General features: G+C 62.9%; 19 protein-coding genes and 1 pseudogene. 7 read left to right on the top strand and 13 right to left on the bottom strand.

The window, feature by feature from the left end; all coding sequences use genetic code 11:
• Positions 1–14: 14 nt before the first annotated feature.
• Positions 15–203, top strand: a complete 189-nt coding sequence (locus WAW17_RS17140; protein WP_422334138.1) for a toxin — start codon at positions 15–17, stop codon at positions 201–203.
• Between the two features lie 282 nt (positions 204–485).
• Here the strand turns inward: WAW17_RS17140 and WAW17_RS17135 are convergent, their stop codons facing one another.
• From WAW17_RS17135 to WAW17_RS17120, 4 genes are all read right to left on the bottom strand, one after another.
• Positions 486–809 carry a hypothetical protein gene (locus tag WAW17_RS17135; RefSeq protein ID WP_422334137.1) on the bottom strand — a complete coding sequence of 108 codons (324 nt, stop codon included), beginning with the start codon at positions 807–809 and terminating at the stop codon, positions 486–488.
• A 282-nt stretch (positions 810–1,091) separates the two neighbouring features.
• On the bottom strand, positions 1,092–1,877 hold the full coding sequence (locus tag WAW17_RS17130) for a hypothetical protein (protein WP_422334136.1): 786 nt from the start codon (positions 1,875–1,877) through the stop codon (positions 1,092–1,094).
• 441 nt (positions 1,878–2,318) lie between these two features.
• On the bottom strand, positions 2,319–2,819 hold the full coding sequence (locus WAW17_RS17125; protein WP_422334135.1) for a GNAT family N-acetyltransferase: 501 nt from the start codon (positions 2,817–2,819) through the stop codon (positions 2,319–2,321).
• Positions 2,820–2,841: 22 nt separating this feature from the next.
• Positions 2,842–3,120 (bottom strand): DUF1778 domain-containing protein, encoded by a 279-nt coding sequence (locus WAW17_RS17120; protein WP_348610929.1) that lies wholly within the window; start codon positions 3,118–3,120, stop codon positions 2,842–2,844.
• A gap of 187 nt (positions 3,121–3,307) precedes the next feature.
• On the opposite strand from WAW17_RS17120, the gene WAW17_RS17115 reads away from it, so the two are divergent.
• On the top strand, positions 3,308–4,042 hold the full coding sequence (locus WAW17_RS17115; protein ID WP_422334134.1) for a hypothetical protein: 735 nt from the start codon (positions 3,308–3,310) through the stop codon (positions 4,040–4,042).
• Positions 4,043–4,254: 212 nt separating this feature from the next.
• Here WAW17_RS17115 and WAW17_RS17110 read toward each other — a convergent pair whose 3' ends face one another.
• Positions 4,255–4,683, bottom strand: a complete 429-nt coding sequence (locus tag WAW17_RS17110; protein WP_422334133.1) for a hypothetical protein — start codon at positions 4,681–4,683, stop codon at positions 4,255–4,257.
• Between the two features lie 364 nt (positions 4,684–5,047).
• On the opposite strand from WAW17_RS17110, the gene WAW17_RS17105 reads away from it, so the two are divergent.
• Entirely contained in the window at positions 5,048–5,332 is a 285-nt protein-coding gene (locus tag WAW17_RS17105) for a hypothetical protein (protein WP_422334132.1), read from the top strand.
• A 420-nt stretch (positions 5,333–5,752) separates the two neighbouring features.
• Here WAW17_RS17105 and WAW17_RS17100 read toward each other — a convergent pair whose 3' ends face one another.
• Positions 5,753–6,391: a hypothetical protein gene (locus WAW17_RS17100; RefSeq protein WP_422334131.1), complete on the bottom strand. Its 639-nt coding sequence runs from the start codon at positions 6,389–6,391 to the stop codon at positions 5,753–5,755.
• Between the two features lie 331 nt (positions 6,392–6,722).
• Between WAW17_RS17100 and WAW17_RS17095 the strand changes: the two genes are divergently transcribed.
• Complete coding sequence (locus WAW17_RS17095; protein ID WP_422334130.1) at positions 6,723–7,145, top strand: hypothetical protein; 423 nt, start codon at positions 6,723–6,725, stop codon at positions 7,143–7,145.
• Between the two features lie 22 nt (positions 7,146–7,167).
• The gene (locus WAW17_RS17090) at positions 7,168–7,365 is read left to right on the top strand and encodes a hypothetical protein (protein ID WP_422334129.1); all 198 of its coding nucleotides are present in this window, start codon (positions 7,168–7,170) and stop codon (positions 7,363–7,365) included.
• Between the two features lie 65 nt (positions 7,366–7,430).
• Here the strand turns inward: WAW17_RS17090 and WAW17_RS17085 are convergent, their stop codons facing one another.
• The 5 genes and pseudogenes from WAW17_RS17085 to WAW17_RS17065 form a co-directional block, all read right to left on the bottom strand.
• Positions 7,431–7,736: a hypothetical protein gene (locus WAW17_RS17085; RefSeq protein ID WP_422334128.1), complete on the bottom strand. Its 306-nt coding sequence runs from the start codon at positions 7,734–7,736 to the stop codon at positions 7,431–7,433.
• Between the two features lie 285 nt (positions 7,737–8,021).
• The gene (locus WAW17_RS17080; RefSeq protein WP_422334127.1) at positions 8,022–8,702 is read right to left on the bottom strand and encodes an RNB domain-containing ribonuclease; all 681 of its coding nucleotides are present in this window, start codon (positions 8,700–8,702) and stop codon (positions 8,022–8,024) included.
• A pseudogene (locus WAW17_RS17075) lies at positions 8,695–8,895 on the bottom strand (hypothetical protein); the annotation flags it as partial. The gene WAW17_RS17080 and the pseudogene WAW17_RS17075, both read right to left, overlap by 8 nt.
• Positions 8,896–9,102: 207 nt before the next feature.
• Positions 9,103–9,639, bottom strand: a complete 537-nt coding sequence (locus tag WAW17_RS17070; protein WP_422334126.1) for a hypothetical protein — start codon at positions 9,637–9,639, stop codon at positions 9,103–9,105.
• Between the two features lie 16 nt (positions 9,640–9,655).
• Complete coding sequence (locus WAW17_RS17065; protein ID WP_422334125.1) at positions 9,656–10,138, bottom strand: LGFP repeat-containing protein; 483 nt, start codon at positions 10,136–10,138, stop codon at positions 9,656–9,658.
• A 216-nt stretch (positions 10,139–10,354) separates the two neighbouring features.
• Here WAW17_RS17065 and WAW17_RS17060 point away from each other — a divergent pair, with 216 nt between their 5' ends.
• Positions 10,355–10,852 (top strand): hypothetical protein, encoded by a 498-nt coding sequence (locus WAW17_RS17060; protein WP_422334124.1) that lies wholly within the window; start codon positions 10,355–10,357, stop codon positions 10,850–10,852.
• Positions 10,853–11,286: 434 nt separating this feature from the next.
• On the opposite strand, the gene WAW17_RS17055 is transcribed toward WAW17_RS17060, so the two are convergent.
• Positions 11,287–11,652, bottom strand: coding sequence for a hypothetical protein (locus WAW17_RS17055; RefSeq protein ID WP_422334123.1), 366 nt, complete (start codon positions 11,650–11,652; stop codon positions 11,287–11,289).
• 26 nt (positions 11,653–11,678) lie between these two features.
• On the opposite strand from WAW17_RS17055, the gene WAW17_RS17050 reads away from it, so the two are divergent.
• Positions 11,679–12,104, top strand: coding sequence for a hypothetical protein (locus WAW17_RS17050; RefSeq protein ID WP_422334122.1), 426 nt, complete (start codon positions 11,679–11,681; stop codon positions 12,102–12,104).
• Positions 12,105–12,246: 142 nt separating this feature from the next.
• On the opposite strand, the gene WAW17_RS17045 is transcribed toward WAW17_RS17050, so the two are convergent.
• Positions 12,247–13,434, bottom strand: a complete 1,188-nt coding sequence (locus tag WAW17_RS17045; protein WP_422334121.1) for a hypothetical protein — start codon at positions 13,432–13,434, stop codon at positions 12,247–12,249.
• Between the last annotated feature and the right edge of the window lie 223 nt (positions 13,435–13,657).

Below are 13,657 nucleotides of genomic sequence, written 5' to 3'. Positions count from 1 at the left end.
GCGCAGAGGTTGGTATCTACGCGGCAGAGCACCACGTGCATATCGCTGGTCTGGACGATGACAACCCCGCTCGAGAGTTCCGGCTGGGCTTCGACCCGGATGGCCGTCTCCTGGAGTTGGTTGTCCTCCGCTTCGACAGTGGGAATGAGCTGCTCATTCACGCCATGAAGGCCCGTTCGCACTACCTCGACCTCTTGCAGTGATCCTTGCCGATCGCTGCGCGGCCCGTGGACGCTTCAGCAGCAAGCACCATGCGGGCCGACTGTCGAATACCCGTGTCGACAATCAACGTCGAATATCGGGTGTGGACTTGATAGCGGCCGGTTTCTGCCGTGTTCCGACCCCCGGATAGGCGCCCTATGCAGGACTTGCATGCAGGACTGTTAAGCGGGACCCCGGGCGGGCCGTTCGCCCAGCACCCGATCTGATCTCAGGACGCGATCGGCCGTCCTGTCTGACGATGGTTGAACGATCTTCCTTGCGCTTCAACCCTTGCGGCGGGCCAATCCCCACCCGGACCACACAGCGATAAGGCCGGCGAGCACTCCGAGCACCGCGGGAACAGCGACGAGGACGACATACAGCCACGGCCCGGCCTCAGGTGTCTCGAGAGGCAACGAGGTGTACCCCGAAGACATCGGCACGTCCGGCAAAGGCTCGTACGCACCGTCGTAGACGATGTCGATCTTGGGTTGGGAGGACCACCACCACAGGTGGATTCCGGCGGCGGCCAACCCGCACATCAGGCCCACCACACCGAGAATCGCAATCGTTCGGCTCGCGGACGTCGTTCCTTCGCTGTCGGTCACGCACTCCAGTCAATCAGCTCTTGGGCCTCACCACGTCACCCGCGAACCCGCGTCATGCACTCCCGATCGGGAAGAGCCGGGATACTGCTCACCGAGCGATTCAATACCGAATCCGATCGAACGGGGCCGTGTACTTGCCGCAAAGGCTCACACCTGGCGGCCGCGCTGTCGAGCTCGCCGCGCGAAGGGGGAGATAGCCGAAGTGCTTGAAGTAGCCCGAAGCACGCTCTACCGGCACATCGGGCGAGTGTGCTGCGCGAGCTGTGTAAAACTCGCGGTTTGTCAGCTGTAAGTGGCGGTCGAGGGCTGAACGCGGTGGATGCGGAAACGTTTGGGGTCGTCGATGTCGACGGTGAATCCGACGTGTTGTGTGGGGAGCACGGTTCCGACTGTGTTGGTGAGGATGAGGTCGAAGGCTTTTGCGATCCGGCGGATGCCGTCGCCGGCGGCATTCGTGGTTTTCTCTGTCAGGCCGTCGCTGATCTTGTGGCGGCGGCCGTAGCCTCCTACTGCGCGACCGGTGTGCTTATCTTCCGCGTCGTAGATGTCTTGGGCGTTGCCTGAGTGGGCGTCGACTCCGGTCACATACTCATGTTCTTTGCGCCATCGGTGGAAGTTCTCTGCCCGGATATCCACTGCTGCAACCCATTTTGGCGAGATAACCAGTTCGTGGAGTGCGTCGATCGAGGCTGCGTGAAGCGAAGGATCGAGGACTTTCTTGAGGCGTCTAACCGTCGCTGGGTTGAGAGAGAGCCATGCGTCACTGTCGTCAGTGGCGAACGGGAGGTCTGTGGGACCAAGTTTCTGGCGGTGGGTGAGCTGGACGAGGTTGGTTTGGGCGTCGGGAGAGGTCCTGGCCACACGGACGACGAAATTGGCCAGCCGATGTCCGACACCAACTGCGGCGTCGATGGCGCTGTCGGCGAGATAGCGTTGGGCGAGGGCCATGCCCGCGGGTTCTGTCTTGGCCTGGATGGCCTGCTGGTGCCAGACGGCCTCGATGTAAGCGGCAGCGCCGAGCATGAGTGATTCGGCATCGAACCAGCGAGCGCGCAGGTTTCGCGCCACTGGCTGTGTTTGAGTTCGACGGAGAAGTCGGGTTCGAAGTCTGCCCGGCTGTACTTCCATGCGCGGATGCAGACGCGGCGTACCTCGTCGATGCCGAGGATGGAGAGGCCTGGTCGGGTGCCAATGTCGCCTTCGTGTGCTCCGATGTGCATCAGACGGGACCATGCTGCCACGCCGCGTGCGTCGTCGTCGGCATCGTCATCGTCGGCGGTCATGCTATTCCTCCGTCTAGTTCGGTCGAACTCATTGCGACCCCAACGAGAGCTGGAGGCGGGAGTCGGTCAGGTCGGTGAGTGGCCAGAGCCGTGCGCCGATGCGCACGGTCCTGGTCGACCAGTTGTGATCGTTTGCGATCGTCTCCAGGATCTTCGGGATGTACAGGTACAGCTCATTCGAATCGCTGGACCGGTCCTGGACGTCATTTGAGCCGGCCGCGCGTCTCTACGAGGGGATCATTAGCTCCAGCGTCTTGGCGATATCCGCGGTCAGCAGGTAAAGGTCGAGGCTCGCGTCATCCTCTGGGTCCAGTGGCTCGAATCCGAACCGTTGCCACCACTCGTAGGCGTCGACGTTGAGGGCGTTGACGAGCACCGCGCGGCACGCTGCCGTGGCATTGAGCTCGAGTGCGGTGGTGAGGATGTGCAGGACGAGCTGTGTCGCGAGGCCCATTCCTTCGAAACGCTCGTCGGTGGCCAGCCGCCCGACAAGCAGTGCTGGTACCTGGCGGGGGGTGCCCTTGGCGAGGGCCGGCGGACAGTCGCTCTTGTCGACCGAGGTCATCGACAAGGTTGCGTACGCAACAACGCGGTACTCGTGATCGGCGATCACCCAGGTTGCAGCGGTGTTCCCGCGTCGGTTCTGCCCCGAGTACTTGCGAAGCCACTCGTTCAGCGACTCGGTCTTGCTGGCGAACTCCGTGCGGTGATGCTTGTCGGCGAGCAAGCAGGGACGGTAGAACTCCACGTCAGTCGAGCCACGTGAACTTCATGGGCCGGGCGAGGGCCTGGGCCAGCTTGTCGTTCACCCTGGCAGGCCGGGTCAGCGCTTCCTCGAACGCCGCTGCAGCGTTCGGTGAGAGACGAATGACGTCCCGTTCGGCGAGCACGTCGTCGGCCTTGTTCTGTGCGGCCTGGAGCACGAATGCGGACAGGCTCAAGTGCACTTCGCTGGCCGCCTCCTCGAGACGGCGCTTCGCGGTCGCGTCGACGCGAACCTGCAATCGATCATCACGCACTACTGTCATGTACTCACAATGGCAGTACAACCCCCGCGGGTCAATGGGTAACTGCTCACACCTCGATGGTGCCGCCCAACCAGCAGGTTCGAAGCTGCACCGACGATCGCCCGAAGGCCAGCCGATCGTGTACTGAACAATGTCGGTGGTGCCCGCTAGCGTGATCGGTACCCGAGCGCTCCACCGTGGAGGAAGCATGTTCGATCACGACATCGACTACCCGACTGCCATCGCCAGCTACGACGATGATGGTGTCGCTGCCGCGATCGAATGGTCAGTCAGACATATGGAGGACGGCGACACACTGTCGGTGTGGACCTCACTCAAGTCGAACCTCCGGAACTGCGCTGAACTGGAACGACTTGTGCAACGCCACCGCAACGTCGAGCACATCACCGGTCGCGGCGGCGGTGTGCCGGCGGGCCCTGGCCCCGTCCTGATGGCGTGGGCCGACATGGACGACGTCGGCGAGCTGGTGCGCTACAGCCGTGGCATCCGTGCGCTCTGCGTGATCGCCTGGAACATGGACCGGATCCGCCCGTGGGTCGCTGCGATGAAACCCGACATTCTCGGTGACGGTTCCTCGTGGGAGAGCCTCGGCCCCGAGCTCGACCCGGTCGTGGTCAAGGCGCTCAAGGGCCTGACGCGCACGGTGAACCACAACAACACGATCTCGGCGGGCTTCGAGAAGGACCAGGTCGTGGGCGTTCTGCTTGCTCTACGCGACGGTCGGGTGCCGATGGACGCCGATGCGATGCAGGGATGGGCGCTCGCCCACGGATGGTCGGGCAAGAACCCCGAACGGCTCGCGCAGTACGTCCACGACATCAACGCGGGAAAGCGCCCGCGCACTCGTAGCGTGATTCGAGCCGGATACATTGACACGCTGCGCGAGCGGGTCGAGTCAGGGAGCGACGACAGGCAGAGCTGAACTCGCGAGGTAGCGCGGGACCGGCCAGCAGACTGGACGCGGAAAAAGGGCATCAACCAGCAGAAATGTCGATGATATTGGTTATCGGTCATCTTGGCCTGGTCGAGCGCCGGTCGTCACCCAGTCATCAAACAACGCCGTGGATAGCGCCTCGTTCATTGGGGGCAGTGCAGTGCCTCTGCCAGGTGGGCTCTCCGCATGTCCACCCGATGTCAACGAGCGAAAAGGCCTTCCATCAGTTGACCCAGCGAGCCCTCATCCAAGCGGGGGAGGATGTCCATCCACACGCGTACTGGTGGCCGTCCAATCACGGGCACGTCGACGAACACGAGGTCCCGCTGCGGCGAGGACCAGTCGCGCATATCGAGTGTCGAGCATCCGGGCGTCGGCTCGAAGCCGCTCGCGCAATACACACTCACCCCGGGCTCGACCGGAGTCAGAATGCGGGTTCCCGGGACATCGGGGTTCCAGAAGCCGGGGTCTTGTGGACCGAGCACGTCTTTGACGCTCATGAGGGCGCCGCGAGGAATCGACGGGGTGGCGGGCTCGGCACCTGCGGGGGCCGAGCCGATCAGAACCGTTGCAACGGCCAGAGCGAGAACGACATCGGTACGCCGTCCGGAGGGAATCGGCAGGGCCATGTCGGAACTCCTTGATTAGGCAACGTGCGAAAACGTGTCCTCACGTTAGCCGTTGTCTACATCGAGCTTCCGCTTCGCGTGCCTGACCGGCCGACAGTGCTCCTGCAACAAGGGACCCGGACCACTGAACGTTCTCGGTACGCCGTGGCTGGTGGGCACTTCGGGGCAGGATTCGGCCGGAGCGTCCCAGTGTGGCTATGGGCCGCCGCGGACGGGCCTCGTCAGGTGGCGCAGCGGGCTTTGGTTGGCGAAGTGGCCAACCAGGGTGACGAATGGCCAACTGCGGTGCCCATTCACAGCTGTATCCGTGCTCTTTTGGGGGCGACCGGATGCCGTCGCGCTACGCGGTGAAGGTCGGCGTCTGGTGATCAGCGACGGGGGGCTACCGATCGCAGCCCAGACGATTGCCTATAATGCCGACTCGGCTGACCTGTCGGCGTGGCTGGACGAGATGTTCCTGCCGCCGGGCGAGCTCGAGTGGCCGCTCAACGTTGTCGTGGTGCGTAGCGGCGACCAGACCGTACTGATCGACGCTGGGCTGGGCTTGGAGTTCCCAGACTTCCAGCAGGCCGGACGTTGGCCCTGCGACTGGAGGCCGCCGGCATCGACGTCGGTCACCTCGGGACGGTCGCGGCGATCTACCGGGTGATGAGCCCTCGGCCTCCGCCACGCAGACCGAGCCAGACCACCGCAATCCCACCCAGCGGGTGATCAAGCTCGCAAATAGCAGGTAAAGATCTACAAAGGAAAATTCCTGTGATAAGAGTTGCATCGGTTCGATGACGAGGCCGAGGCCGGTTAAGCGGGGCGTTACGGTGGGACACGCGGGTCTCTTTCTGGCTGGGACGAGTTGGTCGCACTTCTCATCCTGCCGAAAGAGACCCGCGCCCTCAGCTACCGACTCGCACCCATCGCGTCACCAACCTCATGAACCGCAACAACTAGACGCGAATTACCTGAAACAGGAACGTGCGTTCCGCTCGCTCTACGACGACGTCGCCGCCGGCGGTGCGGTTCCGTGCTTCTCGATGAACCCCACCGTGACTGCACCGGAAGGCCGGAACCGCAACTACTGGCCGGATTGGCAGAATTTGCGATCGTGGGCGATCGCCCCGGTGTATGGCCCACTTCTTTTGGCCGGTAGAAGACTGAAACTGACCATTGGTTCGTCGGACTGGTCCCATTCGGACGGAGGAAGGGGGATCCATCGCACCGCCAAGAGTCGATCCATCTCGATGTCGAGCGAGTGGTAAACGGGCGTGTCGGAGAATCCCTCGGCCACCTTCAGAAGGGGCCGGGGCCATTGAATCTCGCCCGACGGCGCAAGAAAGAGCTCAAGGTACTGCCGAGCGTTCCAATCTTCCTCGGGGACGCTCAGCACGATTGCTGAGCTTTGATGTCTGGTTAGCGATCGGGTGTAGGGCTCGAACTTGGCCGGCGGTTTCGTGATCATCATTTCGAGGAAGGTGGGACCACTGATCTCCTCCGGCCGAACCAGACGAACATCGCTTGCCGCAGCCGCTCCGCTACCGTTTGCCTGCACATGCATGACCCCGGAGGCGTGATAGGAGCGTTTGGCGTGAACCTTTTCGGCTTCCTGCCAGTTCTGCGGGACCGTCAGCTCGACTGAACTGGTGCCGCCCGCGGTCGGGGTAGGGGGTAGGGGGTAGGTCGAGAGTCCTTTCTGCTGCTCCCCAATACAAGTCATGTTTGTCGGTCAGCTCGAACCAAGCGACGTAGCGGGTTTCCTCTGTGCCGTGTTTCCTGAAGTACAGTCTGATTCGCCGACTCATGCCCCTGATGCTGCCCTATACAGCTGTCGAGGTCCCGCCAGCGGAGCGGGGGTAATACGAACTAATGACCGGGGAGTTTGCACACGCGAGGTTTCATGAGCCTCCGGGGACTTACGAGGAAGCATGTCGTCGACGGTATCAAGATCGACGCTGGAATCTGTGGTCCGCGTGTGGACGTTGTTCGGTTTGTCAGTGGCACCGTCTACCGTTGTGCCGACCGATCGTAGGAATAGGTAGGGAACAGACATGACGTGTGGTGTTTACAACTGCTCCAACTTGGCCGAGACCGCGATCGATCTGGATCCAGGAAAGCCGGGCGGTTCCTTCAGCTACAGCTACGAGACGCCCGTCTGCTCCGCCCACTACAGCGAACTCAACGATCCTGAAACGGAGTGGATGGTAGACAACTTTGACGGCTCGGGACCGAAGGTTCTGATTGGCGCAGATCTCGCGCAGCTCGATGAATGGGCTCTCACGAGGGCCCTCAGCGTCAACTCAGGCAGTATGTCTCGCCGTTCGAGCGGAAACGTTCCGCGCCGCATGACGGTCACCCTCAATCTTGCCAAGACCGGCACCCGCGAAAAGCGCGAAGTCTCGTTCGCGGCCACTCGGGAGGAACTGTCCGAGTTGGTCGATTCGCTGCAGAGGTCCATCGGTCCACGAACCTGAGCTAATGGCATTGGCGTAAACGATGAACGACGAGTATCTCGATACCGACTCTCGGACAGAACATCCGGAGGACATTGGGCGTGAACTCGCCATGCTCGCCTACGTACGCGACCGCCTCCGAGCCTCGGAGGGCAAGGACTTCCGTATCCCGACCACGACTGTCGATCAGGTGCTCGACGAGCTCAGCAGTCTCGAACGATCGCCCTGGGATCCGAACTGACCTAGCGGCCCGCCGGCCCCGCGGCTGAAGCTACAGCAGGCGATTGACTTAGCGGGGATTCGACGTCACCGTGGCTGTCCTCGGTGAGCGCGATGATCAGCCCCCCCCGCCGCGTCCTGCTCTGCCCGCTTCTTACCCCCCGCTACGGCCCACGGCCCGTAGATGTCGCCGACTCGGTACCTGGCGGCGAACCTCATTGCATGCGAGAGTCCGATCTGATCACCGTCGATCTCGGGACGGGGCAGCTCTGGGTGAGCCTGCGACCACAACGCCAGCGCGCTCGGGCTGAATTCAGGATGCGCGTGGGCGGCCCAGTCGAAGACCTTCCGCCGGATCGGTATCCACTGCGCTCCGGCGTCGAGCAACGACACGAAGATCCCCTTCCGTCGCGGCCGCCAGGACCTTCATCCACCGCTTCGCATCGAGTCCCTCCAGGCCTCCGTCCGCAGCGATGTGTGCGGCCACCATCCGGTCGCGGGCCTCGATCCGGTCAGCCTCCGCCTTCTGATCGGCTGCGATGCGGCGGCTGATGTCGTCATCGCGAGATTTCCCAGCTGCTCGGTCGTATAAGGGGCAGGGGCAGCGTCGAGGTGCGCGAAGATGGCTCGCTGGGTGATCAGGTCCGCCACGCGCCGCAGCGGCGAGGTGGCGTGGGTTTACGCGGCCAACCGTAACCCGTGATGGCCGTCCACCGTCGGAGCGTAGGTGGCGGCCCGACACGCCGAGTGCAGGCGCGAACGCAGCTTCTCGAACCGCCACACTGAATCTGTCATGGCTGCCTCGACCTCCGCAGCCAGGTCTTCACTGCTGCCGGCGGCCGCCGCGCTGCGGTCGTTCCGGTACAGGATCGGCAGATTTTCCTGGGCACACCACTGGGCGATCGCCTCATCGGCGGCGATCATCAGTACTTGCACGATGACGTACCCCACTGTGCGTGCATCGAGGGGTATCGCGGTGATGCCGCCTTCCTCGGTACTGACCCATCCGTCGGCGATGTCGTAGAGGGTGAAGACACCGGCGCGGCGGCGCCAGGCCAGCAGCGCCTGGACCGCATAATTCGCGACTCTCACGTCATCGTGGAGTGGGTCCTCGACCGATCCGAGAGTGCGGGCGACGTCGCTGTGTTTGACCGCCACGCACCGGCCCGCCGGCACCCACCCACGGTCGACTGTCACTCCCGACATCGACCCGTCCCTGGACAACTCGGTGCGGACCCGCAACGTCGACCGATCCGCCGTCGGGGTCAACGTGGCGGGCCAGCTCGGTGGCGCGGCCAAGCATCGGTACCGTCCGGGTGGGGAAGTACTTCGACTCGCGCCGCAGGAACGCCGTCGCATCGACATCGGACCCGGGAGCCACCACGTCCGCAACCCCGGCGATGTGCACTTCGAGACACCAACCCGAACCGACCTCGAGACACCAACCCGAACCGTCGGCGTTCGCCGTCACCGCGAACGCGTCATCTCGATCGAGCACCTCGGCAGCCCGATCCACCACCAACAACCGTGCATTGCCGCTATCGAACACCATGGCACCTCCGAACAGATACTCCGCGCTCGTCGCGGTCGACGGCACAACAGGCGGCGGCGCTGAGCTCGAGCTCACCGCATGCCATGCTCCTTGGTCGCCCGCTCATCTCCGTCACCACTACACGCGACTTGTAGTTCCAGATTTTCTGAGAAACCAGGAACGCCAGAAGGAAACTCTCCTTCTGGCGTTCCTGGTCAGACTGTTCAGCTAGGCGCAGGCGGGGTCGTTGCTGTCCCTGGCCATGATCGAACTGCAAGCCCATGCCTTCTCGATCTTCCACACCCCACCGTCATTGACAAACGGTATCTGTGCAAGTTGAGGCATTTCCTTGCCGTTGATGAGCACCTTTGAAGTGGCGATCGCTCGATCGGTCCCAACCATATCGACTCGAACGACCTGGGAAACAGGGGGCGAAACTCCTGCAGCGATTGCTCTCGGATCGAAGATCACCGGGTCGGGGCCGTCTCCCTCGACGAGATCTGGCTGAGCAGACCGCGCACTTTCCGAAGGTCCCACGGTCAAGTTGTTGATCTTGTCGGTGAGTTCAGCGGGGGCGGGGGGTCCCGCTTCCTGCGCGGGGATTGCGGGCTGTGCGCTGGTTGAAGAGGTTTCCTGCGTCTCCGTGGAAGACGGCTGTGCGTTCGTGGAGGGTTGGGCGACTGCGACGGTATAGGCGCCGACTGCGCCGGCTGCTGCTACGCCCATCGCGGCGATGGCTGCTAGTGCGGATTTCCTGAGCTTCATTCCTCACCCCTCCTGATTAATCGCAATTGTAGTAGGTGGAAGGCCACCCGCTCTGCCATTGGAGCCGCCCGCATTGAAAGTTCTGCGTATACCTCGGTCCAAGCGGATCGGGATAGACGGCCTCATCGCCGGTTGGATACCTGTACTGGCCCTGCTCGTAGCCCCACGCGCTATATAGATCGAGGATGGCACCCCATACGGGGTGTGCTCCAGTGCCGCCAGACCAGTAGATGATGCCGCGCGGACCGAAGTGATTCCGCTTTCCATAGCCGTCTGGATTGGTCAACTCGCCGGTCGTGGGGCATCCAAGGACGCCGCCCGGGCCACCCTTGGATAGATATTTTGCCTCGATAGCGCCTAGAACCCAATAGCCGCAATAGTTTCCATCAGCAGAGGCTGTTGGGGCGGTGATGAGCCCGCCAACGCCGAGTAGCAGGCTGAGGAACACCAATGAAGCAGAGCGTGTCGCTCTGCGGCGAAGAGATTTGATACGCGTCATACACGCCTCCCCTTTGTCCCTGGTGATGCACTATGGCCTCATAGGCCACCCCAGTTGAACCATTTCACAGTTGTGACCTTTTCGCGAGGTTAACTAAGCAGAGGGCGTGTCTTTACTCGACGCGCGTCCCTGCGAAGTGGGACGGTGGCCGGGGAAGTTCCGAACTTGATGCTTAGATCGCCACAGAGGAAACACTGATTTTGAGAGGTAGTTGAGATGAATTTTCGAAGGGTTACCGTTGGGGTAGTAGCAATTTCCGCAGTACTAGCGCTTTCTGGTTGTGGATCGAACGACTCGGACACCGCGGCCACGACGAGCACTACAACCACGACGACGGAGACCGCCCCGCCGCTCAAGTTGCCGACTGCGGCGGAACTCAACGCACTTCTTGCAAAGGGTATGGACCCCGCGACTCCGATCGAGGAGAAAGTGGCAATGGTTGGGGGTTCGGACCAGGATCCGGAGCTGATCAATCAGGTCGCCGCCGCAGCCCAGAAGTCGGGTGCGCAGGTGCAAGTGCTGGATCCGGTCATAGACAACGGCGACGGCACCGCCAGTGCTCAACTGCAGCTCACGCTTAATGGCGAGGTCCAGCCGAACGGCATCCCGGCGATCTTCATCCCCGCAGCGAATGGCACCTGGAAGCTATCGAAGGCTACTGCGTGCACAATCGTGTCCTTCGCCCAGCTCACCTCTCCGGCGTGCCCTGCCTAAACACGCCCCATGCGACTCGTCGAAAGCTGTGGTTGTGGGTGTGACTCGGCGGCAGTGCTCAGGGAACAAGAGGATGAGAGATCTCGGCGGTGATGAAGCAGATGTGGATCGGAGCGTCGACCAGGGAGACGGAGCGAGTCGGCGCGGCCGGTCTCCATTTCCAGGCGGCGTCGAGGAATACCAGGTCGACCTCGGTGATCGTTGAGAACGTCGACGAGTGCCGCCACCGAGGTGAGATCGCGAGTCGTCGGTGTCGCTTGTGCCATCGTCTCGATCGGGACGAAATGCGGCCCCGGCGACGGCCACGTCCTCTCCGTCCTGGACCGGCCTCCTGCCAATCCCGTACTTCGTCAGGTCGAGAAGTCTTCTATGGGTGATCTGAACTGAACCAGTCGAAGCCTTCGTCGCAGTGGGCGGGCGGAACCTTCGTGTTTCTACGCCTCGGATGCGCTGCAGCGGGTGAGGACGTCGGCGTAGGCGACGAGGTCGCCGAAGGACTGGCCTCGGAATGTCTCGGATTCGTCGGCTCCGCAGATGCCGCGACCGCGGTGGGGGAGCGGGTCGCTGAGCACAGTCACCTCGTCAGGTTGTCCGGCGTGGCGTCGCAGGTGGATCTCGAGGCCGCCGAGTACTGATCGCGGGGCGCCTTGCTGCCGGATCGCCGAGACCGGGTTCGACTGCCAGTGACGGACGATGGTCCAGCCGTAGCGTTTCCGGAAGTCGATGCTCAACTGCGGGTGCCGGGTCTTCCACATGGTGGTCTGGCCGATCTTCATCCAGCCGCCGGCAGGTCTGTTCATGGTCGATAGCTGATAAACCCCAAAAATTGTTCAGTCTGGTAAGTATCTCCGGTGAACAGAACCGCAGTGAGAACCGCCGTGAGCGCGCGCTTCTCCTTCTAGCCGGATGCAGCGACGACAACGCTTCCATCGCCTCCACCGAAACCGTCACGGTGTACGAGACCGTTACCGTCCAAGCCTCCGCTCCGCCGACGACAACGCGTCTGCAAGCACCCATCACCACAACGGTTGCACCGACGCCGATTGGGCCTCGAACATCCTTCAGCGATGGGATCTTTACGGTCGGTGTCGACATTGGGCCGGGCACGTATGTGACGGACGGCAAGAGCCAGATCGGCATGTGCGGCGCGTACTTCTTGCCCAGGAAAAGCGCACCCGATTCTGAGGCGATGCCTGGGGCTCAGACTTTCGGCACCACGGCCTACCTTGAAACCAGTACCGCCAATTTGTGAAGACCGTAGGCGGGTGCCGCTGGACCTTGGACAGCTAAGCCTGCAACATTGAGAAACAAGCACTGGAAACGCTGGCGGGCTCCCCGAGTTGTCTCGGGGCAGCCCACCAGCGTTCGTCGCTTCGCAGACCAGTGTGGCGAATCTAGATGGCGTGCTCCATGTCGTGGCCGCGTTCGCGGTCGAGTTCGGGTTCTTGCTCGAACGCGATCTCGCTCTCTTCGTCGGGGCGTTGCTCGACGTTGAGGAGTTCCTTGATGGACCGCGGGTGGCTCGACATGGCTGCTTTCATGGCCGGAGCGATGCTCGCCACCAGATTCGTGAGTTCGTCACCGACCTGAGCGAGGTTGACTGGCGAGAGATTGGCGGCAACCTCGTCGTCGCCGGCGAGCGGACCGGCAGCCTGGGCGAGTCCTCGGCCCATGGAGTCGAGAACGCTTTTCGTCTTCTCCGCAGCGGATGGCCCACCCTTGGCCGGCGACTGCTCGGGAGATTCTGCCGCTGGCAACTGGGGCACGGGGCCGAGCCGGGTCTCGGAGAGTTGGGCGAGCTGGTCGTAGGCGGGAAGCCCCTTCAATGCGACATACCCCATCGCGACAGCAGCGGCCGCGTCGAACACACGACGATCGTTCACGGCCTCTCGTTCGATGCGCTCCTGATCGACGGCGTCCAGATCCTCTCTCGATACTTCCTGAGCGGAGTGCGCGATCGACGCGTTGCGGCGCTCGTGGTCGCGGAGGGCGTGTAGCCGTGCGTCGTTGTCCTGGGCGAGCTTGTTCAGGCGTTGCGCGCTCGAGGATTCGGGCCCTTCGAGGTGACGTGCCGCGGCGGCCGCGGCGAGGACTTGGATTCTGGTCTGGTCGATCGGTGAACCGTTGTGGGCGCCGAGCACATCTGGGATCGGGCGGGGTGAGGGCACTCGCTGTCCGGCGCGCCGCCGTTCATCGGCGTTGGTGAGGAACGCGGCGATGTCGGACACCTGCTGATTCGGCGGCGGTGCGGTGCGCTGCGGCTCCCGATTCGGCTGCCTGACGGTCGGTGATGCGGTGATCGGATCGACGCGTACGCCGTCGTCGCCTGGCCGTATGGGAGTGCGGGTTGGGGCGGGTTCCTTGGCCTGATGCGGCGAAGGTATGGAGTCGTCTGATCGATCGGAGTCGCCGGCGTTTACGTCGGCACCGCCCTCAGCTGCAGACCAGGATTCGTCGAGATCGAGTTGTTCCTGTGGCTCGAGAGAGCCGGCGTCGCCCGACGGCGACTGTGCCTTTTGTGCGGTGCCGACAGGCTCGGGAGGCGGTTCGTGTTCGTACTGTGCCCGGACGTCGGTTGCCATGTTTTCCTCGTTTCCCCTCGCTGGTAGTGGCGAGGATGTGTGGTGTGCCGACTGCTACAGCTCAGGTCCTCGATCGTGTTCTTGGTCGTAAGCGGACAGTTCCGGTTCACGCGGCTGCTCGGTGGTCTGCCGGTCCCTGCGCTGCGGTGCTCGTGCGCTGCTACCGGTCCGGCGGCGTTGTTCTGCCTCGATGAGCGCCAGCCGCTTCTGGTCGGTGGTGAGC

Origin of the sequence: Rhodococcus sp. (in: high G+C Gram-positive bacteria) (assembly GCF_049286785.1) — a bacterium.
In the GTDB taxonomy this organism is placed as follows: Bacteria; Actinomycetota; Actinomycetes; order Mycobacteriales; family Mycobacteriaceae; genus Rhodococcus_F.
The sequence above is the reverse complement of the archived record's forward strand: the minus strand, read 5'-3'. Positions and strand labels throughout refer to the sequence as shown.